The 23,111-nt window shown below is 66.2% G+C and carries 30 protein-coding genes; 13 read left to right on the forward strand and 17 right to left on the reverse strand.

Features of this window, described 5'->3' with window-relative positions; translation table 11 throughout:
- From MKK67_RS09755 to MKK67_RS09765, 4 genes are all read left to right on the forward strand, one after another.
- A partial coding sequence (locus MKK67_RS09755; RefSeq protein WP_243963723.1) for a tyrosine-type recombinase/integrase occupies positions 1 to 449 on the forward strand: 449 nt, incomplete at its 5' end.
- 31 nt (positions 450 to 480) lie between these two features.
- The gene (locus tag MKK67_RS09760; RefSeq protein WP_243963726.1) at positions 481 to 1,272 is read left to right on the forward strand and encodes a hypothetical protein; all 792 of its coding nucleotides are present in this window, start codon (positions 481 to 483) and stop codon (positions 1,270 to 1,272) included.
- Entirely contained in the window at positions 1,187 to 1,405 is a 219-nt protein-coding gene (locus MKK67_RS32575; RefSeq protein WP_279601541.1) for an HGGxSTG domain-containing protein, read from the forward strand. The genes MKK67_RS09760 and MKK67_RS32575 overlap by 86 nt, the downstream gene beginning before the upstream one ends.
- 1 nt (position 1,406) lies before the next feature.
- Positions 1,407 to 2,159, forward strand: coding sequence for a hypothetical protein (locus MKK67_RS09765; protein ID WP_243963728.1), 753 nt, complete (start codon positions 1,407 to 1,409; stop codon positions 2,157 to 2,159).
- A 137-nt stretch (positions 2,160 to 2,296) separates the two neighbouring features.
- On the opposite strand, the gene MKK67_RS09770 is transcribed toward MKK67_RS09765, so the two are convergent.
- The 9 genes from MKK67_RS09770 to MKK67_RS09810 all read right to left on the reverse strand — a co-directional run bounded on the left by MKK67_RS09770 (position 2,297) and on the right by MKK67_RS09810 (position 7,605).
- Positions 2,297 to 2,578 carry a hypothetical protein gene (locus tag MKK67_RS09770; protein ID WP_243963729.1) on the reverse strand — a complete coding sequence of 94 codons (282 nt, stop codon included), beginning with the start codon at positions 2,576 to 2,578 and terminating at the stop codon, positions 2,297 to 2,299.
- Entirely contained in the window at positions 2,578 to 2,727 is a 150-nt protein-coding gene (locus MKK67_RS09775; RefSeq protein WP_243963731.1) for a hypothetical protein, read from the reverse strand. The genes MKK67_RS09770 and MKK67_RS09775 overlap by 1 nt, the downstream gene beginning before the upstream one ends.
- A gap of 176 nt (positions 2,728 to 2,903) precedes the next feature.
- Entirely contained in the window at positions 2,904 to 3,146 is a 243-nt protein-coding gene (locus MKK67_RS09780) for a hypothetical protein (protein WP_243963733.1), read from the reverse strand.
- A 208-nt stretch (positions 3,147 to 3,354) separates the two neighbouring features.
- Positions 3,355 to 6,009 carry a PriCT-2 domain-containing protein gene (locus tag MKK67_RS09785; protein WP_243963734.1) on the reverse strand — a complete coding sequence of 885 codons (2,655 nt, stop codon included), beginning with the start codon at positions 6,007 to 6,009 and terminating at the stop codon, positions 3,355 to 3,357.
- Positions 6,006 to 6,239: a hypothetical protein gene (locus MKK67_RS09790; RefSeq protein WP_243963736.1), complete on the reverse strand. Its 234-nt coding sequence runs from the start codon at positions 6,237 to 6,239 to the stop codon at positions 6,006 to 6,008. The genes MKK67_RS09785 and MKK67_RS09790 overlap by 4 nt, the downstream gene beginning before the upstream one ends.
- On the reverse strand, positions 6,236 to 6,496 hold the full coding sequence (locus MKK67_RS09795) for a hypothetical protein (protein ID WP_243963738.1): 261 nt from the start codon (positions 6,494 to 6,496) through the stop codon (positions 6,236 to 6,238). Before MKK67_RS09795 ends, MKK67_RS09790 begins: the two co-directional genes overlap by 4 nt.
- Positions 6,496 to 6,768, reverse strand: coding sequence for a hypothetical protein (locus tag MKK67_RS09800; protein WP_243963739.1), 273 nt, complete (start codon positions 6,766 to 6,768; stop codon positions 6,496 to 6,498). Before MKK67_RS09800 ends, MKK67_RS09795 begins: the two co-directional genes overlap by 1 nt.
- Positions 6,765 to 6,989 carry a hypothetical protein gene (locus tag MKK67_RS09805; RefSeq protein ID WP_243963740.1) on the reverse strand — a complete coding sequence of 75 codons (225 nt, stop codon included), beginning with the start codon at positions 6,987 to 6,989 and terminating at the stop codon, positions 6,765 to 6,767. Before MKK67_RS09805 ends, MKK67_RS09800 begins: the two co-directional genes overlap by 4 nt.
- 313 nt (positions 6,990 to 7,302) lie before the next feature.
- Entirely contained in the window at positions 7,303 to 7,605 is a 303-nt protein-coding gene (locus MKK67_RS09810; protein WP_243963741.1) for a hypothetical protein, read from the reverse strand.
- Positions 7,606 to 7,789: 184 nt separating this feature from the next.
- Between MKK67_RS09810 and MKK67_RS09815 the strand changes: the two genes are divergently transcribed.
- From MKK67_RS09815 to MKK67_RS09835, 5 genes are all read left to right on the forward strand, one after another.
- Entirely contained in the window at positions 7,790 to 8,404 is a 615-nt protein-coding gene (locus MKK67_RS09815) for a TraY domain-containing protein (protein WP_243963742.1), read from the forward strand.
- 102 nt (positions 8,405 to 8,506) lie between these two features.
- Complete coding sequence (locus MKK67_RS09820; protein ID WP_243963743.1) at positions 8,507 to 8,695, forward strand: ribbon-helix-helix protein, CopG family; 189 nt, start codon at positions 8,507 to 8,509, stop codon at positions 8,693 to 8,695.
- Complete coding sequence (locus tag MKK67_RS09825) at positions 8,695 to 8,955, forward strand: hypothetical protein (protein WP_243963744.1); 261 nt, start codon at positions 8,695 to 8,697, stop codon at positions 8,953 to 8,955. Before MKK67_RS09820 ends, MKK67_RS09825 begins: the two co-directional genes overlap by 1 nt.
- 11 nt (positions 8,956 to 8,966) lie before the next feature.
- Entirely contained in the window at positions 8,967 to 9,212 is a 246-nt protein-coding gene (locus MKK67_RS09830; protein ID WP_243963745.1) for a hypothetical protein, read from the forward strand.
- A 348-nt stretch (positions 9,213 to 9,560) separates the two neighbouring features.
- Positions 9,561 to 11,978, forward strand: a complete 2,418-nt coding sequence (locus MKK67_RS09835; RefSeq protein WP_243963747.1) for an EAL domain-containing protein — start codon at positions 9,561 to 9,563, stop codon at positions 11,976 to 11,978.
- Between the two features lie 312 nt (positions 11,979 to 12,290).
- Here MKK67_RS09835 and MKK67_RS09840 read toward each other — a convergent pair whose 3' ends face one another.
- The 4 genes from MKK67_RS09840 to MKK67_RS09855 form a co-directional block, all read right to left on the reverse strand.
- Complete coding sequence (locus tag MKK67_RS09840) at positions 12,291 to 12,632, reverse strand: hypothetical protein (RefSeq protein ID WP_243963748.1); 342 nt, start codon at positions 12,630 to 12,632, stop codon at positions 12,291 to 12,293.
- A 26-nt stretch (positions 12,633 to 12,658) separates the two neighbouring features.
- The gene (locus MKK67_RS09845) at positions 12,659 to 14,143 is read right to left on the reverse strand and encodes a methyl-accepting chemotaxis protein (protein WP_243963751.1); all 1,485 of its coding nucleotides are present in this window, start codon (positions 14,141 to 14,143) and stop codon (positions 12,659 to 12,661) included.
- A gap of 234 nt (positions 14,144 to 14,377) precedes the next feature.
- Positions 14,378 to 14,857, reverse strand: coding sequence for a PAS domain-containing protein (locus tag MKK67_RS09850; protein ID WP_243963753.1), 480 nt, complete (start codon positions 14,855 to 14,857; stop codon positions 14,378 to 14,380).
- A gap of 115 nt (positions 14,858 to 14,972) precedes the next feature.
- Complete coding sequence (locus MKK67_RS09855) at positions 14,973 to 15,734, reverse strand: hypothetical protein (RefSeq protein WP_243963755.1); 762 nt, start codon at positions 15,732 to 15,734, stop codon at positions 14,973 to 14,975.
- 1,015 nt (positions 15,735 to 16,749) lie between these two features.
- On the opposite strand from MKK67_RS09855, the gene MKK67_RS09860 reads away from it, so the two are divergent.
- The 4 genes from MKK67_RS09860 (at position 16,750) to MKK67_RS09875 (ending at position 18,772) form a co-directional block, all read left to right on the forward strand.
- On the forward strand, positions 16,750 to 17,046 hold the full coding sequence (locus tag MKK67_RS09860) for an HU family DNA-binding protein (RefSeq protein WP_243963757.1): 297 nt from the start codon (positions 16,750 to 16,752) through the stop codon (positions 17,044 to 17,046).
- A gap of 278 nt (positions 17,047 to 17,324) precedes the next feature.
- A complete protein-coding gene (locus MKK67_RS09865; RefSeq protein WP_313899010.1) occupies positions 17,325 to 17,534 on the forward strand; it encodes a hypothetical protein in 210 nt (69 codons plus the stop codon).
- 288 nt (positions 17,535 to 17,822) lie between these two features.
- Entirely contained in the window at positions 17,823 to 18,077 is a 255-nt protein-coding gene (locus tag MKK67_RS09870) for a hypothetical protein (protein ID WP_243963759.1), read from the forward strand.
- Positions 18,078 to 18,310: 233 nt separating this feature from the next.
- The gene (locus MKK67_RS09875) at positions 18,311 to 18,772 is read left to right on the forward strand and encodes a MucR family transcriptional regulator (protein ID WP_243963760.1); all 462 of its coding nucleotides are present in this window, start codon (positions 18,311 to 18,313) and stop codon (positions 18,770 to 18,772) included.
- A gap of 445 nt (positions 18,773 to 19,217) precedes the next feature.
- Here the strand turns inward: MKK67_RS09875 and MKK67_RS09880 are convergent, their stop codons facing one another.
- The 4 genes from MKK67_RS09880 to MKK67_RS09895 all read right to left on the reverse strand — a co-directional run bounded on the left by MKK67_RS09880 (position 19,218) and on the right by MKK67_RS09895 (position 22,932).
- On the reverse strand, positions 19,218 to 19,637 hold the full coding sequence (locus MKK67_RS09880) for a hypothetical protein (RefSeq protein ID WP_243963761.1): 420 nt from the start codon (positions 19,635 to 19,637) through the stop codon (positions 19,218 to 19,220).
- Between the two features lie 88 nt (positions 19,638 to 19,725).
- A complete protein-coding gene (locus MKK67_RS09885) occupies positions 19,726 to 22,164 on the reverse strand; it encodes a hypothetical protein (protein WP_243963762.1) in 2,439 nt (812 codons plus the stop codon).
- Positions 22,165 to 22,221: 57 nt separating this feature from the next.
- Positions 22,222 to 22,506: a hypothetical protein gene (locus MKK67_RS09890; protein ID WP_243963763.1), complete on the reverse strand. Its 285-nt coding sequence runs from the start codon at positions 22,504 to 22,506 to the stop codon at positions 22,222 to 22,224.
- A gap of 129 nt (positions 22,507 to 22,635) precedes the next feature.
- Positions 22,636 to 22,932: a hypothetical protein gene (locus tag MKK67_RS09895; protein ID WP_243963764.1), complete on the reverse strand. Its 297-nt coding sequence runs from the start codon at positions 22,930 to 22,932 to the stop codon at positions 22,636 to 22,638.
- Positions 22,933 to 23,111 lie beyond the last annotated feature (179 nt).

Consider the following 23,111-nt stretch of genomic DNA (forward strand, 5'->3'; position numbering starts at 1 on the left):
CCGTGCTCTACGGCGGCGGCCTGCGCATCTCGGAGGTGTGCGGCCTGCGCTGGCGGGATCTCGCGGTCCGGGATGAGGCCGGGCAGGCGACGGTGTTCGGCAAGGGCGGCAAGACCCGGGTGGTGCTGTTGTCAGCTGCGACCTGGAAGGTGCTGTCGGCCCTGCGCGGCGAGGCACTGGCCGACGCTCCCGTGTTCCTATCGCGGAAGGGCGGGGCGCTCGACCCTAGCGCGGCTCATCGGGTGGTGAAGGCCGCCGCGGCCAGGGCAGGGCTCCCGGGTGAGGTCTCGGCACACTGGCTGCGGCACGCCCACGCCTCGCACAGCCTGGACCGCGGCGCGCCGATCCATCTCGTGCAGGCTACGCTGGGGCACGCCTCAGTGGCGACGACGGGGCGGTATCTGCACGCGCGGCCGTCTGAGAGTTCGGCGCGATTCCTGGGGGTTTGACGTGCGGCAGGGGCGCTCAGGGGATGGGTCTATGAAGCGGACGAAGGCGAGCAAGGCGTTGGCGAGCACGCCTACCCCAACCGAGGACGTGGCTGCGATCGACGCCATGCGGCGGATGCTGGGGCGCAGGCAGCCGGTGTCCGTGAAGCTCCGGGCGAGCGAAGAGGGCGAGCCCATGAGGCTCGGCGCCCCAACTGCCGACGTGGGCGGCTGGGCGGCACGGGTCAACGATGCCGTAGGCGGCGCGTCGGTCAGCTTCGGACAGACACAGCTCCGGCACATGTCGCGGATTGCCCTGGCGCAGCCCGAAACAGCCGAGAGCGCCACCAACAGTATGTTGTCAGCTGTCGAGGCGGTTCGGCCCGAGAACGAGGTCGAGGGGATGCTGGCGGTGCAGATGGCGACAACGCACCAGGCCGCTATGCAGGCGCTCGGCAAGGCCTGCCAGACCTCGGCCCCCGATGTCGCGGAGACCATGGGCAATCTCGCGAACAAACTGATGCGGACTTACACTCAGCAGGTCGAGGCGTTGGCGAAGCTTCGGCGTGGCGGCGAGCAGACGGTTCGGGTCGAGCACGTCCACGTCTATGAGGGCGGTCAGGCGATCGTGGGCAATGTGACCGGGCCGACTGCCCGGGGGTATCTGGAAAATGGAAGCCAACCCCATGCACTCACTGGCTCGGCAGCCCTCGCAGTTCAGGCTCAGCCCGAGATGCTGTGCGCAGACCCGAGCCGGGATGCAGTGTCTGTCACCGGCCGTGCGAGGCAAGAACCGCTGCCGAATGCACGGCGGGTCGGCGGGAAGCGGCGCGCCCAAGGGTGAGCGGAATGGGGCCTATCGAACCGGGCTGCACACCGCCGAAACAGTAGCGTTTCGAAGGGAATGCCGCAGCGTGATCAGCGCGTCAGCCGATGGGCTGGCGGCGATCTTGGGCCAGATGAGGGGCGAGAGCTGACGTGGCCGAAGATCCTCCGCGGAAGGTCGACCCCGCCTATCCTGCCAAGAGTGATGTCCTGACCTCCGGTCATGAGGCAGCAATCGGCACGCTCGGGGCGGCCGTCGATCTCGCGGGGCCGTTGGCCGGCTCACTCGTCCAAGCTCTGATCCGGAAATACGTGCAGGCGCCTCTGGAAGTGCGCCGCGAGGCTTGGTTCAACACAATTGGCAGCGGCCTACGCGAGATGCAGGATCGCTTCGAAGGCTTCGATCCGGGTCGTCTGGCTGAGAATGAGGAGTTCGTGAGCGCGGTTGCCGAGACTACGCGGGTCGCGATGGCGACGCACCGAGCCGAGAAGCTGGAGGCGCTGCGGAACATCGTGCTCAACGCCGCCGTGGGGGTTGAGGTCGATGACGTGTCCCGCGGGACCTTCATGGCGCTCGTCGAGCGGTTCTCGGCGATCCACCTGCGGGTGTTGCGGGCGTTAGAGAACCCGATGTCGGATCCTGCAATTGCAGCGCGCGGTGAAGCGAACCTTGGGTCGATGATGGATCACGTGCTCCACCACGCATTCAAGGAGTTCTTGCCATACCATGTGCAGACGGTGGTCATCACGGATCTAACCGACGCTCATCTGATCCGGGAATTTAAGCAGGCAGCGATCACGAGGGACCCAGCGACCAGCAACTGCCTCGATCCTCTAGGCGAAGCGTTCCTGCGGTTCATCGCTTCGCCCCTCGGACAGCATGAGGTCTCGGGCGCCCTCGGCTAAAGCTTGTAGGGCGGCAATTGCGGCCTGGTGCTGAACCCGGCTCGCGTCGTCGCGGACCTCCAGGGTGATGGCAGTAGTGAGCGCCATCTGCCGAACGACCTCGATGCCGGCGTTGAAGGCGGCGCGCTCGCGGGCATTCATGGGCGGGCACTCCCACCGGGACGTGGCAACAGGTCGGCCCACGCAGCGCGGATGATGGCGATCCTGGCGTCGGCCCGGTCTGGGTCGGCAGCTACGACCGCATCCGCCAGTGCGTCGAGAGCCGCGAGACCCCCGATGTTGTCGGCCTCGATGCCCTTGCGGCGCAGAGCGCTGCGGAAGGCAGCCGCGGCCGGGGCGCTCGGACCGTGGCGCTCGATGCTCTGCACGAGGGTGATGATGGAGGCGGCTGTGACAGCCTCGATGGGCGTGCCGGGCATCAGCATACCTCCGGGCGGGCGCCGAATTCGGTCTCGGCGAGTTCCACGCCGCGTAGGACGGCGGGGCCGGTGAAGTCAGCGACGGCTCGCCCTTTGTCGTCGTCCGGCAGGGTGGCGACCATCTCCAACCCGATGGCGGATCCCATCACGACGACATGGATCAGCCCCTCAACCGTGTCGGTGCGGCGGGCCAGGGCAACGGTGACCGGGCCGACCTTGCCGTACTCGGCGATCTCTTCGTACCGGGCGACAGGCGTGGGTACCGGGGCTTGTTCGGGGAAGGTGACGACGTTGGGCGTGGCGGCTCCTCAGGCTGCGGGGCGGTTCAGGGCGGCGAGCTCGCCAGCACATGGCGACGATCGAGGGCCGCGAGACGGTTGAGCGCGCGCAAGGCCGGCTCGATCGCGGCGGGCTCGCGCTCGGCCTGGGCGAGAAGGTCGACGAGGTCCTGGCCGCGCGGCCCAGTCGTCAGGTGCGCAACGGCGCGCAGGCAGCACAGGCGAGCCAAGCGCTCGGCCGGGTCCAGGTTGGGGCGGAACGGTCCCCAGGTGTCGGCGGCGGGGATCATCGGTCACCCCCATCCCGCCGGCTTTGGGGGTTTTGAGGGTTATGAGGGTTTGTTTTGGCCGCTACACGCAAACTGTCATGTACGCACGCACGTGCGTGCGCTTGCACGGATGCGGATATGGGTGACCGTATCTCTCTGACAGTTCTTCGCGTTGGGATGAAAAAAACCCCCAAAACCCTCAAAACCCCCACCGGCTCCAGCGCGCGCATCAGAATTCTGACGCAACAGAGGCCGGCCGGCCGGGCGAGGCATAAGCCGGGGTGGCGCTGACGCGGCAGAGCGAGAAACGGTTTCCGTGTTTGCCGTCTTCCCGCATCTCGATCCGGTGGCCGTCGAGCACGCGCCCTTTGATGCGGGAGAACCATCGCCCTAGGCGGCGACTGTTGACGACGCCGCCTTCCCCGGCTTGGCGCAGCAGCAGGTCTCGGAATTCAGGCAGGAGGAACCCCTGCGTGTTGAAATCGAAGTTGCTGGTCGGTGCTTTGGCGCAGGCAGTCTTGGTGATGGCGTTCGTCGTGTAGCCCTCCGAGAGGGTCAGGTGCTCGCGCCAGTGCTCGAACAGCTCGCGGATCGCGGACAGCTCCGGATCCTCTTCACGCGCCGTCTCCATGCTCACGACCGGATCGTCATGGCCGAGCCAGACGAGCGGCGAGCGCACCATGGCCGACCAGTCTTCGTAACTGCCGAGCGAGCCGCAGACGGTCGGCGAGCCCGCGACCTGGTAGGCGCGGATCACGGTGAGCGCGGCGGCGACGTAGGCTCCACGGTTCGCCATCACCCGGTCGAGGGGGTTGAAGCTGAAGTCCCGCAGCTCGGGGCGGTCCATCTCGGCGTCGAGCGAGCAGAGCACCGCGCGCCGGGTCATGTCTCCGGCGAGCACGAGGTTGTTGCCGGTGGCGAAAGTGGTCGAGCGGCACTCCAGCTCGGGCGCCTCCGATTTGCCGAGGATCCGGACCCGGACCAAAGGGCGCTCGGTGAGTTGGCAGAGCATGTCCCCGCCCAGCTCGCCATTGACGTTGTCGATGCTGACCACGGGCACCGCATCGCGCAGGAGCGCGCCCAGGCGCTTCTCGGTCTCCTCCTCGGTCTTGCCGGCCGCGATCACCGGGCAGCGCCGGCCGGTGGCAATGACTGCCGCGAGGTCGACCAGGAAGCTCTTGCCGGTGCCGGGGCTGTGCGCTCGGATCGCGTGGAGCGGCGCCGTCGGCAACACGCCACGGACCAGGGCTGTTAGGATGCCAGACAAGGCGACTGCTCGATCGACCGGACCGACGAACGGGAAGCCGACCAGCAGCGCCTCGATGAAGGCGAGGGCCGCGATCGCCTCGTTCCGGTCGGGCCTCTCCATCAGGTCCGGCATGGTGAAGCCGGGATCGTGTGCGAGGTAGAGCCGTGTCGCGGGATCGTAGCCGGCCGCGGTGAGCAGAGATCCGTCCGGACGCAGCGTCGGCGTGGTGATGATGCCGGCGACCGGCGGAACGCGCCACTGCCCCTCACGGGCGAGCAGCGTCAGGGTCATCTCGGCCGGCGGGTTGACGTCGAGCCATTCCTCGGCGCGCCAGTCGAACTTCTGCACCCGCATGATGCGGGCGACCATGTCGGCGAGGCTGACGGCCACCAGCGGGCTCATCCGAGCCACGGTGGTCATCCGACCCTTGGCGGCCGGTACCTCGTCGATGACGGGCCGCACCAGGGCGCCGGCGCGGGAGTAGATCTGCACGCCGGCCTGCAGCAGCAGCGCCTCCATGCGGTCGACCGCCTCGGGGACCTTGCCGTTGACGAGCCGCACGATCGGCCGACCGTCGTCCTCCTCGCTCGGGGCAGCCTCCGGGTCCGCGCTGGCGCGGCGCTCGGTCCGGTCCTTTTTCGGGGCACCTGACCGGCCTGCGCCTGGGCGCTTCCATCCGTTCTCGGCGGCGTGCCAGAACAGGGTGGCGATGGTGACGCTGCGGCCTTGCGCGAAAGCCGAATACTTTCCCGCGGTGTGGGCGGCATCGTCCTTGGGGGACGTGGCGGACCAGCTTTCCCAGAGGTCGCGCCCGCCCTCGCCGAGCCCGTGATAGAGCGCGTACCCGATGCGGATCCAACCGTCATAGTCGAAGTCGTTCGGGATGCTGCGCAGCGCGTCGGCGACGGTCTCGCGGTCGGGCTTCTCGTGCAGGCCGAAACCACCGGCCTTCCGACCCTTGGTCTCCTGCCTCGCCTGGGTTTGACCTTTCTGCTTGCGCTCGCGCCGTGTGGCCGCACCAGCCTTCCGCAACAACTCCTCGGCCTCGGCCACGAAGTCGTGCAGATCGTCCTCGGTTATCTCGGGTAGGTCGGCGAAGGGAACCGTGAGCGGTGAGGCGTCCGGCCAGCGGTAGGGCGCGGCCGTCTCGGGGTGGATACCGAAGCTCACGAAGTGCTGGCCGCTCAGCAGCACCTCGACCTTGGTATCCTTCTCCTTCGGGTCGTCGGTGAAGAACAGGGCCGGGGTCTGGATCTTTTTGGCGGGGATCACGAGCCGATAGCCAAGCAGTAGCTTTGGCTCGCGTCCGATCCGGACCAGGGGCGTCGGTCCGAGCATGTCACTGGCCCGTGCGGCGATTGCCGCGGCCAGTTCCGGCACCCGCACATCGATATCGACGCCTGCTAGTCGGCCGCACAGCAGGCCGGTGTTGGTGCTGTCCGGGTAGCGGACGCCCCATTGCCGGATGTCATCCGGCGACGCATCGAGGCATTTGCGTTCCCACGCCGGCATGACCGGGCGCTTGCCGGCCGATGCGATATTCATGCTTGGGCTGGAGACCGGCACCGGGTGGTAGCCGTTCTCTCGCAGGGCGAGGCGCAAGTCGGTCTCAGACGGGAAAGCGTGCGCCGTCATTCTGCCGGCCCTCCTTCACGGTGCGAGGATGAGGCGCGGCGGCGGTGCTCCGCGGCGATGCGATAGCCCTCTTCAAGGGCGACCACGTCGAGGGCGACACACAAGACAGCGTTGGACGCGTCCTGCAGCGCCTGAGCGATCTCGTAGAGGTCATCGAGGTTGGTTTCGGCCAGGGCTACGGCCCTCGGGATGCCTGTGATCGTGCCGATGATGCTGCGGGCGATGCTCATGCCGCCTCCCCGCGCTTCACGGTTTCGGGGCGGGCGAACGCCGAACACCAGTCGTTGCCCAGCACGTCGGGCCACAGGGCGTCGCCGGTTTTCTTGTTCCGGCGCGGGGGCTTGGCTCGGCAGTCGCCGCGGGGCTGCTCGCCGATCGCGCCGATGATCCCGCGGCCACCGTAGACGTAGGCGGTGCTGGTCTGGGCGAAGTGCGCGCACCAAGCGCAGGCCTTGGCCTTGCGGGGAGGGGTGATGAGGCGGCCCATCAAGCGACCCCCTCGTTCTGCCCGCGTGCTGCGAAGGCGCGGCACCAGTGATCGGCGGCGACCACCGGCCACGTGGCGTTGTCGCCAGCGATCGCGTCGGGGTTGATGGTCGGCGGCGCGGCGCGGCACTGGCCGGTCGGCTTGCGGCCGATGACCACGAACCCGCGCGGGCCGTCCTGCCCCACGGCGATGCTGTCCCACTCATTCCAGGCCGTGCAGTTCGCGCAGGCGAGCGCCCCGACGGGCGGGCAGAGGATGCGAGGATGCGTCATCGGCTGCCCCCGTCCGGCTGGGTGGGGCGCAGCGCCTGGGCAGTCGAGGCCGCCGAAGCCAGCGCCTTGGCCGCACAATTCAGGCTGTAGGCGGCGCCGCGTGCGTCCCGGATCAGGGCGAACTCGACCGCGTTCCGGGCGTAGCTCTCGGCCAGGCTGGCGGCCTCAGCGACCGCGTCGAACGTGAGGCATGTCGTGGGGGAGATGGCGGGCACCGTCATATCCGGCGCTCCGCAACAGCGTAGGCGTGACCGGCGATGACGCTGGCGAGAGCTTCGCTGCGAACGCGGTCAAGCACTGCGCGGGTGCGCAGATCCTCGACGGGCGGCAACTCAGGGATCGGTGTGGGGACGAACTGGCGACGCGGCTGTGCGACGGGTCGGTGCGTGGTCTTCCTGGGCATAGGGCACTCCTGCGTGAGGGGTGCCGACCGAAAAATCTGGACGCCGTAGGTCGGGATCTCTATATCAAGCGTTGCTCAGACGCTGATTGTGATCCCGCCGCCGTGCCTCGTTTCCCGAGCCGGCGGCGTTTTCATGCGGCGATAGGTTCGATCCCGACTAAGGGACCCGCGACTCGCGCGGTGAGGTACAGGGACCGGCCAACTCGGACGGCCTCCAGCTTCTTTTCCCGGATCTGCCGGTAGATCGCCGCCTCGCTGTCCCCGTAGCAGGGCGCAAAGTCCGGCACCTTTACGTTCAGCCCGTTCTTAAGACGCTCCAGCACCTGCTGAGGGGTGAGCGGTGCCGCGCGCATCCGGCGCTTGCGCGCAGTCTGCACTTCGCTCTCGAAATCGGCCCGCTGGGCTTCGGCGGGGGCTTGGGATCCATCCGACATGCGGCCTCCGTACCTGAGATAGCGACAAAAGCTGCGCTCATCTGAGGAACACACTACCGAAGCCGGGCGCGAAATCAAGTTACCTCGTTCCTAGCGGGTTACGCGCATGTTGACCGGTCACGGGCTTGCATGGCATCGTGCGCCACGGTTGCCCCAAACGAACTCGGTAAACGGAGACACAGATATGCCTCGTGCCATGCCCGACGGACCTGGCAAGCGGTATACGCTTAGCTCTCGTCTGACTTTTGAAGCGCACACAGCACTAAAAGAGGCGGCTAGCCGCTCCGGCCGGTCAGTATCTCAAGAAGCTGAATTCAGGCTTGAGCGCAGCTTATCTGAAGACAGCGAAGGCCGAAGCCAAACTAAAGAAAATCTTGTCGCAAAAGCGTTGATTGGCGACGACGACACGGAAGAAATGATCCGTTGCGTGACTGCAGCAATCGGCGCTGCAATGGCGTACACGAATAAACATTGGCGTGACGATATCTACACGCGGGCAGCAGTTCAGGCTGCTATGGTTGCGGTTCGTTCAAAGCACTTTTCTATTCGCCCACTCAATCTTGACCCTGAGAGCATTAGCACGGAACGGCTTGAGCGCGCCGTAAGTACGGGCGCTTTGCTCGGTAAGGTACTGGTAGCGGATCAGCTTGATCCCGACGTGGCATCTTGGATTGAAGGCATGGGCAAGGAGGCGCAATCGCAAGCCGATCAGGACGCCGACGTTGCAGCATTCGCCAAACTTACACCGTCGCGTCAGAATGCCGCAGTTAAATCTTTGATGGGCGTTGGCGCAGAATAACACCGTCAACTCTTAAGAGACTGGCACAGAACTAAGCCGCGATCTTTGTATTACACCCGGTCCTCTAGAGCGTTACTCTCGCGCCTGTCGTGAGAGGACGCCATGCGCACCGGAACACTGACCCGCACCCGCATATTCCGCGCCGACCCGGCGCTCGATGCTGCGCTTGAGGCTGGCGCCGCCCGTGAGGGTGTGAAGGTTTCGGTCTTCCTGCGCGAGGCGCTGCGGAATGCGCTGGCCTCACCGCCCCAGGGCACTGGCACTCAGCGCTCCATGCAGGTTGCTGCCTGATGGGTGACGTCCACCGCCTCCCGATCCGCAACCTGCCGCCCGCGCTGCCGGATTGCTCGGCTATCCGCGCCTGGGAGCTGCTGCGGTCAGGGGCCCGGGTCACGCACGGCACGCTCGGCAGCCTCGTCGCGATGCTGGATGCCGGCGCGCCGCCCGCGGACGTGTTCGCACAGATTGACCTCCTGAACACGCAACTCGCCGCCTGCGGGTGCGCCGTGACCTTCTTGAAGGCCACGGGCGCCCCGCCGAGCGCCGCTTAGAGGAGCCGGCCATGGGCGGCGGACAGACTTCCACGCAGAATTCGACCCAGGTCGCGACCAAGTCACCCTGGGACCCGGCCATCCCAGGCCTGCAGCAGTCCCTGACGGACGCGCAGACCCTGTATCAGTCCGGCGTGGGATCGCAGATCTATGGCGGCCAGCGGGTTGCTGACTTCTCCCAGAACCAGCAGGCGGGCATCCAGGGCACCGCCGACCAAGCTGCCTCGGATAACGCGGGCGCCCTCGGCACCAGCTAACGAAGCGTGTGTGGGGGCGACCTCGCAGCTGTCAGTGGGTATCGATGTCACGAGATTTCTTACCCACGATGGTGATCACGGCTTCTTGCTGGGTGCAACGAACGAGTTGGGCTCAGTCGGAGCTAGGTTCTTTCATGTAACAGCCCTCCCCCCGATCCAGGCCGGCCGCACTCTTGTCCAGCGCTCCCTGGAAGGTCGCTTCCAAACGAAGCGGACCACAATTTAGCGTAGCACTTCATCACCTCTCAACCATCGAATGAGTTCGCCAGAGACGCTGACTGATCGGTAGTTATTCGGGCGGTATGATCCGAACTTACGGTTGCATACGTCGCAGCGGTTGAGTCGAACATGACCCGCGTTCTTACCTGCATCGCGCAGCAGCACGACCTACGCCTCGTCGCACTCTCGGCCATCATCTGCGCGCTCGGGTGCTTCGCCACCGTCACCTTGATGGCCCGCGCCGACGCGGGAAGCCGTCCGCTTCCGCGAGCCTTGCTACCGGCCGCGATCATCTTCGGCGGCAGCGTCTGGGCCCTGCACTTCGTCGCCATGCTGGCCTTCCAGCCTGGTGCCCACGTCGCATACGACCTCGAACTCACCACCGCCTCGATCGCCGTGGCCATCCTCGGAACCCTGGCCGCGATGGTATTATGGCGGCGCCTGTCAACCACCTCACTCGGGATCGCGCTCGCTGGGACCGTACTTGGGCTGGCAATCACCGGCATGCACTATCTCGGCGTCGGCGCGATGAGGGCCTCCAGCCTCGTGCTGTTTGATCCCGCCTACGTCGCCGCCTCAATCCTGGTCAGCATCGCGTTCTCTACTCTCGCTCTGGCGCGTGCCGACCTGCTGGCGAGCCCCGGCCGTCGTGCCGAGGTCACCGGTTGGCTGGCGCTCGCGATCTGCGGCCTGCATTTTACCGGCATGACCGCCGTCACGGTCGCGCCGATCGCGTTGCAGGCGGACGAGATCTACGTGCTCGGCTCGACCCCGCTGGCGCTTGTGGTCGGCGCCGTCAGCCTCGCTGTGCTGATCGCCGGCCTTGTCGCCCTGGCGCTGCAGCAGCACATTTCGCAACGTGCGCTGCGCGAACTCGCCCGCATGCGCCTGCTCAGCAACCTCGCGCACGAGGTTCTGTTCATCCACCGAGACGGCCAGGTCCTAGAGGTCAACCAGGCCGGAACGCGTCTGTTCGCGATGCCGGCCGAGCAGATCATCGGCAAACCGATTTTGGCCCTGTTTGCGGAGGCCAATGCTCCGGGGCTGCTGCGACGGACGCGCTGCCGCTCCGAGGATTTGCGCCCCGAGGAGTTCGAGATCCGCACCGCTGTCGGCACGCACGTGCCGGTCGAGCTGTCCTGCCGTACCATCGAGTTTGGCGGTAAACCCGCCACCGCCGTCGCTCTGCGCGATCTCACCGACCGCAAGCGCGACGAGGCGCGCATCCGCCACCTCGCCTTACACGACGCCCTGACCGACCTGCCCAACCGCTACTTGCTAGAGCAGCGCCTCGGGCCGGCGCTCGACGCCGCGGCCCTGGACGGCACCGGCGTGGCGGTGATTTACCTCGACCTGGACCGGTTCAAGGCGGTCAACGACATGCACGGTCACGCCGCTGGTGACGCCCTCTTAGTCCAAGCGGCGAAGCGCATGCTCACCGAACTGCGCCCGACCGACACCCTGGCCCGGGTCGGTGGTGACGAGTTCGTGGTGGTGCTCACCGGCACGCGCGCGCCCCAGCGGGTCGCAGAGATCGCAGGTCGCCTGATCGAGGGCTTGCGTGGCCCTTTCCGGATCGACGATCACCGCGTCGAGATCAGCGCTTCGGCCGGCATCGCCCTCTACCCCAGTGATGGCAGCACCGCCGAGACGCTGTTTCGCGCCGCCGACACCGCCCTGTACCGCGTGAAGGACGAAGGTCGGGGTGCCGTGCGCTTCTTTGAGGCGGCGATGGACGTGCAGCTGCAGGCGCGCCGACAGCTCGAACATGAACTCGGCGGCGCGATCGCCCGTGACGAGCTACGACTGTTCTACCAACCGATCGTCAACTCCCGCACCGGCGAGATCGAGACCTTCGAGGCGCTGATCCGCTGGCAGCACCCGGAGCGCGGCTTCGTCTCCCCGGGCGAGTTCATCCCGGTGGCTGAGCAGACTGATTTGATTGGGCAGATCGGGGAGTGGGTAATCGACACCGCCTGCGCGGCGGCGGCGGCTTGGGAGCAGCCATGGCGGGTTTCAGTCAACGTCTCGCCGACCCAGTTCCGGCAATCCGACGTGCCGGCGATCGTCGCGGCTGCGCTGGCACGGCATCGCCTCGATCCGGCACGGCTGGTTATTGAGATCACCGAGAGCGTGTTCATCCAGGATGCGGCGAAGGCCGTGAAGATCCTGACCGACCTGCGCAGGCTGGGCGTGCGCCTGGCGCTGGACGACTTCGGCACCGGGTACTCTTCGCTAAGCTACCTGCAGCAGTTCCGGTTCGACAAGATCAAGGTCGATCAGTCGTTCGTGCGCCGCCTCGGGCAGCACGCGGACACGCTCGCGATCGTGCGGGCGATCGTGAACCTCGGGCACAATCTCGGCCTACAGGTCACGGTCGAAGGCGTCGAGACCGTCGAGCAGCTGGTGATCCTGCGCGAGCTGCGTTGCGAGCAGATGCAGGGTTACCTGTTTGCGCGACCAACGCCGGTGCCGGCGACGTCCGAGCTGGAGTTGGCCCGACTACGGGCGTTGTTCACCGAACCAGCACTGCGGGCCCTGGCGTGAAATAGGCGTGGTGCTTCAGCATAATGAAGTGGAGCCGGTCGATGCCAGCCTTCGTCACGGCACAACGGCGGGAGTCGATTTGAAGCTAACGATGGGCCATGGGCCGGCGCCAGCGGTGTCCAGTCCCCCCGCTGCACCGACCCTCACGCGACTGCCCGGCCGAGGCTTCACGGGCGAGCCCCGGGGAACTGGCCCACAGCGCGCCTGTCGTCACGTGCTTACCCGCCGCACGCCTTGCGGTGTCGCGAACACCTCGGGCACGCTGACGGGAAGAAGCGGTGCTGTAGCAAGCCTGGAAGAGGCTGTCGCGGCTCAGGTCGGCGGGCTACCCCGCCCCGCAGTCACGGCGCACGCTTCCGCTTGCTCGATGAACAACTCGATCTGAGCGAGCCCTTTGCTTGCCGCAACGCTTAGGTCGGCGTTGAGGGCGTCGATGCGGACATCACCACTCGGCGGACGCGCCTGCAGGTCGGCGAGCACTGCAGTCAGCTCGGCTCGCTGCGCACCGAGCTTCACCAGGATTGCCTCGATCCGTGCCGCCGATAAACTGACTGCCCGCCCTTCCGTCAGCAGCTCTGCCGCGATCACATCGAAGCCGGCGAGGGATGACGCCCCCTCACCGCCGAGCGGCAGCGGGATGATTGTTCCGGTCATGCTGCGCTCCGCTCTGACCAGCCTTTTTAGCCGACCGCCCGTGCGGCCTCACGGACCTGGCGTGTCGCTACATCGACCTGCTCGCTCGACCGGGCGATAGCCTCCATGCCACCAGCGATCGTGGTCACGCCGTGGGCGGCCGTGTGCATGCTGCCTGACATCTCCCGGGTCACTGCCGACTGCTCCTCTACGGCCGCGGCGATCGCTGCCGAGACCTCGTCCAGCCTGCCGATCGTGCCCTGGATCGAGCCGATCGCGTCCACCGCCTCCCGCGTGGCCGCCTGCGTCGCGGCAATCTGCCCACGGATCTGGTCGGTCGCCTTAGCCGTCTGCTCGGCCAACGCCTTCACTTCGGATGCGACCACGGCGAAACCCTTGCCTGCCGCACCGGCGCGCGCCGCCTCGATGGTCGCGTTCAAAGCGAGTAGGTTGGTCTGACCGGCGATATTCTGGATCAGCCCGACCACGTCGCCAATCTGCGCCGCCTGCTCGCTCAAGCCTGCTACGATGCTGCCTGTGCGACGGGCCTGCTCAACGGCCTCACCAGCCATTTGCGCGGCGTGGCTGACCTGCTGGCTGATCTCGCCGACGGAGGCCGACAGTTCCTCCGCGCCGGAGGCTACGGACTGGATGTCATTGGAGACCTGTCCAACCGTGCCGGCAGCCTCGGCCGTCTGCCGGGTGACGTCCTCGACTGCTGAGCCGATTGCATCCAGATCCGTGCCGATCGTGCGTTGCGCTTTGGCTCGACGCTGGCGCTCATGGACCTGAGCGGTGATGTCGGTAGCGAACTTTACCACCTTGAGTACCGTGCCGTCCGGATCAGTGATCGGATTGTAGGTCGCCAGCATCCAAGTCTCACGCTCGCCCTTAGCGATCCGCTTGAACTCACCTGCAGCAAACTCGCTCCGGCCAAGCCGGTCCCAGAAACCGCGATAACCCGCACTGACCTGCTCGGCCGCGTCGACGAACAAGCTGTGATGCCGACCCCGGATCTCGTCGAGGCGGTAGCCCATCGCGTCGAGGAAGTTCTGGTTGGCATCGAGGATCGTGCCGGTTGGATCGAACGCGATCACTGCTTGCGAGCGGTTCAGGGCCGCGATCTGCCCGTCCAGGTCGAGCATGCGCAGCTTCTGGGCGGTGATATCGGCCGCGAACTTGACGACCTTAACGACGCGGCCGGCGCGGTCGAGCACTGGGTTGTAGCTCGCCTGGATCCATACAGGGCGGCCTCCCTTGGCGATGCGCTTGAACTCGGCCGATTGGAACACACCCCGCCGGAGGGCGTCCCAGAACGCGCGGTACTCGGCGCTGTCGCGATAGGCCGGCTCGACGAACATCGCGTGATGCTGCCCCCGCATCTCGGGCAGGGTGTAGCCCATGGTAGTCAGGAAGTTGGCGTTGGCGGTGAGGATAGTGCCATCGGGCTGGAACTCGATGACAGCTTGCGACCGATCCAGGGCGTCGAGTTTGGCCGCCTGATCCGCGTGCATCCGCGTTCCACCGAACATGGTCTTTTCCTCCCGAGATCGTTGAGGCTGCTCGACGGCAGATCGGGAGGCCTGCAACCAGCGGAGTTATCCGTTGATGCGTCATCCTGTTCTATCCCAGCTCGCAGCAATACTGCGCAATAATCGTTAATTATATGTTATTCACCGCTGATACAACCGGGAGCCAATCACAGTACAACTGAGAATTAGGATTTATGACTGTAATCACGTGCCTGTGACTAGGTAAAAGGCAACTTAGACGTGCTCAAATATGGCGAGGCCGCGCAGCGCCCCGGTTAACAAATCGTTGCTTACGACGGCGGGTTCGTAGCGTCCGGCAGCGCCAACAGAAGGGCGACCGATCCGGCGGATCACCTCACGTTCGAATGCGACGAAGTTCTCAATGCGCCCATCCGCAGCGCGCAACGGCCGACAATCGACCTCAGCACGGTATTTCGTGGCGTCGCCTCGGTAATTGGTGACGTAGCCGTGGAAGCGCTCGCCGGCCGCAAGGGCGCGGTGGAAGGCGTCGAGGGTCTCCCGTCGGGTCTCTCTGCCCTGCATGAAACGGGGGCTGTGCCCGATGATCTCGTCGAGCTCGCGGTCCACGAGGCGGCCGAAGGCTGCATTGGCGTAGAGGATCGTGGGGCCAGGCGGTTCGATCATCGGATCGGAGACGACGATGCCGACGGTAGCGCCTTGAGCCAGAGCACAGATGAGTTCGAAGGCCGTCATGTTGTGGCGAAGCTATGCGCGCGCTGATCGCGGAGTAGCTGTCCCCAGCGCATGACCGTCGAGTGGATCACGCGCTTGCCAGCACCTGTTCGTCATACCGTCCGGCTGCAGACCGTTACCGCATAGCTCGGTCCGCGCTACCACCCGCGAGAATTCTCGTTCGGCCTGATCGGTCCAGGTCGACCGCTGCCTCTCGGCAGCCTCTCTTTGGTTCCGTGTCCACAACTTGCCTCTGTGGATCTCCCCTATCCGTGGGGTGAACCCTTTTGCACCCTATGCTGCCGAGCAGCGCCGGTGCCGCGGACCGCCCTCCCCGCCGAAGCCACTGCAGCCACTCGCGGTTGATGATCCGGACCACGTTCGACTCATTCTTCCGCCCCTGGTGACGGCGCTCCTGGATGGTCAGCAGTCCGTCGCCCTCAGCGAGACGGATCGCAGCCTGGGCGAGTCGTCGGCAGACACCGGCCCGCGCCGCGATAGCGTCGATGCACAGCCCGCAAGCGCCATGTTGGGCCATCTCGTCCCCGACGATCCGCAGGACCGCGAGCTGCCCGGTGGTGAACCGACTGGCGAGGCCTGGCGGCATCGCTCCGGAGCAGGCCAGCCGACGGCGGCGCTCAATCGCCACGGATCGCTCAGGAGCCCGCTGGGCACGCTTGAGCGGAAACAGCGTCACACGGCCGAGCGGAATGCCCACTGGCGCCACGGCCTCGCGTATCGCAGCTCTGCGGGTATGCAGCGTCTCTGCGAGACCCTGCGCCTCTGAGTCGGTGACGGTTTCGGCAGCGTGGGCCTGCCAGATCTTGCGCGACAGGTCGTCGAGCTGCGCGAGCGTGCGCGCAGCCTCGATCGCCGACCGCATGGTGGCGTGAAACATCGAACCCGGTCCCTCACGGGCCGCGGCTAGGGTCCAGGCAAAGCCTTCCCGTTGACGGAAACAGGTTCCGTCTTGACACCCCGGGGGGTCTCATGGCTTGTGAGGGGAAGCGACTCGCGCCTCACAGCGCCTAGGGTTTTCAGCGGCCTCCCGTTTGGCGACGGGGGGCCGTTGGCTTTTCAGGGTCTCAGATCCGCAGCGATTGCTCTCCTGAATTGCCGGCGCACGACTCGCCGAGGCGTGTCAGACCGGAACACCCCATGTCGTCTGGGCGGCACGGTTAAGTCAACGCTGAAGCCCACGCGTCGCTGGTTGCACCCCAGCAGCACCCCCGGGTAGTTTGACGCCGATGCCGGTCGGCCGCGTGCTGTTTCGCCGGTTCGCCATCTCGCGTGGTCCCTCAGCAAAATGAGGTCGGCATGGATGTGACGCGGATTGTCGTGCTGTGCGGGTGTGGCTTAGCGCTGGGCGGCTGCCTGTCACCAGCTGGGACTACGAGGTCGTATACAGCTCTGCCACCGGTGGCCGTATCGAACGATGCCCTACAGCCGGTCGTCGAGCCCGGGCAGCTCTTGAACCTCGGCCTGGGTAGAACCCGTGCAGGCGTGAACCCGTCTGACGACCTTCTGAAATCCCAACGTGCGAGAGCGGCCTGGCAGGATCAGCGCCCCTCGGAGCTCGCTCTACCACCGTCGATGTCCGCTCAGACTGGCAGCGCTGGTGCAGGAGGGGGCACACTCGGCCTTGCGAGCACGAACAGTGCGGCAGCCCCAACCAAGAGGGACGCTCGGCGTGGCGTCGAAGCGCAGCCCTACAACGCAGAGACCGCGATGGATCGCCTTGAGAGGGACGGCCATCGGGATGCCAAGCCGATCTGCAGCGGCTGTTGAGACCTAGCAACTGCGCCCCAGCTGGATAGGGCATGGCGGCCGAGGCGCACGGTTAAGTCAACGTTGCGGGGGACGGTGCGGCCCCGCACTTGCGCTTCCAGCCATGGGTTCGGCACCCTCCGCTCATGATCAAGTCAGAGCTGATCGCCCGCATCACCGCGCAGAACCCGCACCTCTACGAGCACGAGGTCGAGACGCTGGTGAAGGCGATCTTTAACCGCATCTCCCAGGCGCTAGCCGAGGGGGACCGGGTCGAGCTGCGCGGCTTCGGTATGTTCGAAGCCCTTAAGCGGGAGGCCCGCACCGGGCGCAATCCGCGGATCGGCGAAGTGGTGGCGGTCGACAGCAGGGCGCACGTCCAGTTCAAGCCCGGCAAGGCGATGCACGCTCGGCTCAATCGCGCGGAGATCAATCCGGATTAGGAGGGCGAGCGGCTTCAGCTTGCGTTCTATTAGGCAGTCTCTCTGGCAGTTTGCTGGGCCCTATAGCTCCTGTTCAACACTGGATCCCAGACCGCCAGCCTAATGGTCAAGGTTAATGATCTATTAAGAACCCTTGGGGTTCAGTGGCGGAAACCAAAGGACCCGCCCTATGATGACAGCTGGCTTCCTCGTGGTGGTTGCCGTTGCACTAAGCGCCGCAGCGGCCGGCGCGATCGGCGCACCAGATGCTCGTGGCGTGTGACACCGACCATGTGGCCGTGATCGCGGCTCTGGCGATAGAGAACGCCGAGCTTCAACGCCAACTTGCGTCTGCACAGGATCTGCTCGTCGAGAGCGCTATCGAGGTGGGAGACCTTCGCGCCTGCATCGACGCGCTGCGCTCCGAGCTTGCCGAAGCGCAGGCCACGCGGGATGCGTGGCGGGATGAGGCTGAGCGGCTCGTGGGCTGGGGCGCCCGCACGGTGTAACCGAGATCCATGTGGCCAGTACGTGACAGGCCGACTTTAGTTCTGACCCCGGTACTGAGTGCCCTCGATCCGTCAAGCTTGGACCGGCACAGTGTCGGGGTCGAACATCGATCCTGGTCCCTCCCCATGCTGACCGTCCCCCGCGCCGTGATCATCGAGCATCGTGAGGTCATGGCTGTGCTCGTTACATCCGGGCTGTTCCTGCTCTGTCTGTTACCCTTCGCATGGGTTGTCACCTGACACCGTAGCGACTGGTCGACCTTGGGCTGGGCGGGTATTAGCCCCGGCATGGCCAAGCGCGCACGACAGCTCCCGCAAGACCGAGGCACCATCCTGTTCGACGTCGTCTTTGAGGATGGCAGCCGGGCCTCGAACCGGCGCGTGCCGATGGAGATCCTCGGCGGCCTGGATGGCGATCAGCCGGCTCGCGATCTCATTGAGCAGCAGGAGGCTGAGATCGCCGAGAAGGCTGGTCGAGCGCCGCGAGCGATCCAGAGCCTGACGCGAGCCGCTATGCCGGAGTCGAAGCTGGCGAGGGACTAATTCGTCTCTTGACCGATCGACTTCTGCGGCGTCATCCGCAACTACGCGACGTTCGGCGACAACTAGGCCCGCGGGCTGAGCAATCATTCTCGTCCATCATAGACGCGCTAAGCAACCCGTGCGAAGCGCCTCATCGTAGCAAAGTCGATTGCGTACAACTGAAAACTTAGACTTGCATTTATATAATACCTGTACCATTCACGGAAACGTGAGTGTGCATAGGAACGGATGCTTTGTCGGAAGAAACTCAAGAGAGCAGCCCCAACCTTACCGAGTTGGCCGCCGAGATCGTCTCAGCTTACGTCTCGAACAACCCAGTGCCGCCAGCCGAGCTGCCGGGCCTGATCGGTAGAGTTCATGAGGCAGTCTCCGGTCTAGCCACTGCGGGTGGCTCGGGTGCTACGGCTTCAGACGTCACGGTCGAGAAGCCGAGTGCGGCTCAGATCCGCAAATCAATCCGGGATGATGGTTTGACCAGCTTCATCGACGGCAGAACCTACAAGACGCTGAAGCGTCATCTCACCGGGCACGGCCTGGATCCGCGCGGCTACCGCGAGCGCTACGGGCTCCCGTCCGATTACCCAATGGTCGCCCCGAGCTACGCCGAACAGCGTTCGCAGCTCGCGAAGGCGATCGGCCTCGGTCGCGTCGGCGGGATGGCTACACGCGATAAGGGCGGGCAGAAGACAGACTGATTGCGGTTGCTGTGCGTCGGCCGTCACCGAGCGGGGCGGCCGAAGGTTTGGGCCCATGTCAGTATGACGACGTTGTCAGGCGGATCTGCCGAAGGCACCGATGCGGGCTCGGCAGATACGCTCTGCGCCGAACCTATGCGTGCCTGATCAAAGGCTCCAATCCAGCGAACGCTGCGATCTGCAGGTCGGCGCCGCCACCTTAGCCGGAATTCACGCGCTGTCTTTGGCCACCAGATGCGAGCGTATCTCACAGCGCGTCGAGCGGCAGCCATAAGCTCATCCTCTGCCCCGACTCGCGATCTATGGCGCCGGGGCGATGAGGACAGTCTTTCAGCAATCCTGCGTGCGTCCTAGCGCGTGCAGGGTTCGTTTAGTGCGTGGCCTTAAGTTTATTCCGGCATCCTAAATACTTAGATACGTATGCCAAATGGAAGCACGGTCGGCATCAGGCGCGCTCCAGCAGGTCGAGGAGCATCGTGCCGGCTGCCGCCAGAACGTTCCCGCGTCCACGCCAGGGCAGGATGTTCGTTGCGGGCGGGGTCTCGGGTTCTGGCTCGGCAGCCACCTCAGCCAGCACAATCTCGGCCGCCTCGGTCTCGCAGTCCTGATCGTTCCCGCGCATGTAGACCACCTGTGAGCCGGCGGTATTCTCGGGAGCCGCCAGGGAGGGCTCGTCGTCCCCGCCGTCTTCGAGGTCCGCGTCCCCGTCCATGCGGTCGAGCACGGCGATGATGCGATCCGCTGCGTCGAGGGCGACCTGAGCCGCCTCCTCCAGGCTGGCGCGGAGGGCTGCTCCGGCCAGCGGCCCCGAAATCCCCGGCGCGACCGGTTTCGGACGCGGGGTGAAGGTGAGCACGTCGCCCATGGGTCAAGTCTCAGAATGTGAAGGGGGGAGCTCGGCGGGATCCGGCCGGGGCGGTACGCACGGCTACAGGAGGGGTGGCGGGCGCCTGTCAGCGCCCTGCTCGCTCGGCCTCGGCGTGGGCCGCCAGCTCGCGGGCGAACGCCGCGGTATCGTCATGGTCGCCGTTCTGGATGACCGGCAGCGCCAAGATCTTCAGGCGGGTCTCGCGGTCGTCGCGCGTCGTTGGCCGGCGCAGTCTCGCCTCGCGGATGGCCGCGCTCTCGACGTCGGTCAGGGCGTCCCCCAGGCGCTGCATCAGCTCGCCGGCGGCGTTGTAGTGGTCGCCGGCTCCGCGGGCCTTGCACCGCCCTGTCCACGCCGTGGCGTAGGCTACGCCGCCGACAAGGTCCGCGATGTCGTGGAGCGCCTGCAGGTCGTCCAAGGAAACCGAGGCGAAGTCGATCTGGTCGACGAGGTTGAGTTCGAGGTGGGGGACGACATGCCCCTGCAGTTCGCCCTGCGCTAAGGCCGCGATGTGGATGTCGATCGCGAGGCCTCCATCGGTGGAGTACTTGTCGCGCTTCTGCCCCTGCCGCCACTCGTTGACGTAGTGCAGCCAAGCGAGGGCCAGGGCCTTGGGCTGGATGCTGTTGGGTGTGGCTGGCAGGGCATCGGCCGCGTGGAGCAGGGCGAACCGGCGCTGCTGCATCGCCTCGTAAGCGGCGGTCTGCTCGTCCGTGCCGTCGTCGCCGGTATGCGCCGCCCATGCCGGCCACAACGTCAGGATCTGGGCGGACAAGGTGTCGAGCGCCGGCTCGGACACCTCTCCATTCTCGCGCGGCGGCACGTAGTTGAGTTCGTCGAGGTGCAGTTCACGGCGTAGTGCGGACTGCTCCGCTTCGCTCTTCTCGGGGCCGCCCCGACGCTTGAATTCCGCGACGGCGATGCCGTGCAGGCGGTCGAGTTCGAGACCGATGGCGTCCGGGATACGAGCGAAGCTGAACGGCTCAATGGCGGGTGAAGCCATGAAGCCGGCCGGCGGGTTGCGCCAGTCCACGGCCTCGGCGATCGGCGACATCTCACCCTGCACGTCGCGCCATAGCGAGTGCGACAGGATCTGATCCGGATCCGGATCCTCCGGCAGCTCGGACAGCAATGCCTCCCGCCGGTAATGGGACAATGCCCGCAGCTTTACCTGGAAGCCCACCGCCGTGCGGGTTGGCAGGCGTGCAATCTGCTCGGCGATGGTGGCAGCCCCTTCGCCGGCCGTGACAGCCGCATCCTCAAGCTCAGGCGTCACGTATTTGTCCTGGATCCGACCCTGCTCAGTCCGCCAAGCGTCCCAGGCCGTCACGATCTCCTCGGCGCGGACCTGCGCCTCCGGATAAGGCGCGATGTCATGGCGACGTCCCGGGTGGTCTGGGCTCTCGCGCTCGCCAAGGCGGACCGGGCGCAGGATGTCGCGCGTCATCGGCATCTTGCGCCGCAGCCACGCGATATCCGCGCCGGCAAGCTGAACCCCCTCCAGCGCGTCGGCATAGGTCCACATCCGGTAGACGCCCAACGGATGATCGGCAGCGCTGAGCGTCAGGCACGCCGGGCGCTCGGGCATGTGCCGATCCGCTTCCCGCTGAGCCACATTGCAGGCATCGCAGGCTGCTATCTCACGGGCGCGGGCCGCCTCGAACTGCCGACCGAGGCGGATCAAATCTGCGTCGACCTCGACCTCGGGCTCGCCGATCGCGAGGATGTCCCGCACGAGGCCGTCAGCGAGATCGGCAGGCCAATCAACCTCATGCCGCTCGGCGATGCGGGCTTTGAGCTTCAACCCGGCCAACGTCGTGGCGGGCATCGCGGCGATGCGATCCTCCACCTCGCACAGATCGTCCAGCGCCTCGGCAGAAGCGGCTTCCACGTTCTCTACGCCGGTTCGTTCACGCCAGCCTGCGACAAGGCTCAGCCACTCGGTATGCGGGCGATCGCGTGAGGGGCATGGTTCGACGGCTTCGGCCTTGTCGGAGACGGCCACCTGATTGCGGATGGCTTGGGCGAAGGCTTCGACGGCAGCTTCCCATGACCCGCGGAGACCAAGCAACTCGGCGTCACCTCCCGCCGTATCGTCACTCGCTGCATCTCGGACGGGATACTCATCGGCATAGGCAAGGGCGAACAGGGCGCCGAGGTTCAGCTCGTGGCCGACCGTCTCGATCTGCAGCTCGCGCTCGCTCGCCAGCGGGTAGAGGCGGGCGTACTTGGCCGGGGTGATATCGCCTGCGTCCATGGCCCTGCCGAGGTCGTGCCGGGTCCAGATCCGATCGCCGTCACGCATCAGGTCCGGCCAGCCGCCGGGAGGGTTGGTTCGAAGAGAATGCTCGTGACAGGCTGCCTTGAACGCCTCCTTGGCCTCCTCGCTGCCCGGTGCAGGTAGGGGGCGAGAAGTGGCGATACCGGTGCTGACACTGGCTCGCAGGCTGGCGGCGCGCTCTCGCAGGCTCGGGGTGACGGCGTCGCGGTTGATGAAGCTCTTGAGGGACGTGCGGAAGGACATCGCGGGATCCTCGTGAGAGGTACGCGGGCAGCCGGCCCGCTCGGTTGCGGGCTGGGGTCAGAGCAGGGTGGCGAGGCCGGTGAGCACCATGCCGCCGCCGATGATGAAGGCCGCGGCCAGCAGCTCGCCGGCCGTGTCGAGGAAGCGCAGGGACCGGCTGTGCGCGGTGTCGGGGCGGACCGGAGTGACGGCCTGCCAGGGCTCGATCTCGCCCGGGACCGGCTCGTTCGGCAGGTTCAGGTAGCGGGGATCGACCGGGATCCGGCGGCGGGCGACGCTGGGGGCAGCCGGGGTGCGGACCGGGGCGGGCTGGCTGAAGTCAGGGATGCGGGCGTGCGTCATCGTTCGGGCTCCGGTGAGGGCTCGTGGCGGCGATCAGAAAGGGGAGGGTCGACTCACTCGCCCAAGTGTTTGGGCGGTCTCGGCTTTCAGGCGCTCAGGGGCCCAAAAACGGCTTCTGGACTCATGCTATCAGTGCGCGGCCATGTGGCGGGCCATCTTGGCGGCGCGCCATGCGGCGGTGAGGCAGACCGACATGGCCTCGCCCCAGGTGCAGCCGAACCGCTCCTGATGGGCGCGGGCGGCAGAGGCGGCGGCCGACATGATGGCGCCGCGGTCGAACTGGCCAGCGGCGAACAGCGGGCGGCGGGTGGTGCGCACCGTCATGTCGATGCGGGCCTTGGCCGAGAGCAGGCCGGGGGCGATCGCCGGGCGGCTGTCGCGGCCGGCGCGGTCGATGGTGGTCCAGGAGACGGTGCGGTAGGGCATGGCGACCAATCCGGGCGGGCGGCGCTTCCTTTTCGGCGGCGCTTGGCCTAAAATGGACCAATCACAGCCGATGTCAACCCATTTTGGGCGCACAGTGGCCTAATTTAGATTTTTGAGGGTCAGATGCTCACGGGTGCGCAGATACGGATGGCGCGCGGCTACCTGAATTGGTCGGTCGC

The sequence above is a fragment of the Methylobacterium sp. J-072 genome (assembly GCF_022829425.1).
Taxonomy (GTDB): domain Bacteria; phylum Pseudomonadota; class Alphaproteobacteria; order Rhizobiales; family Beijerinckiaceae; genus Methylobacterium.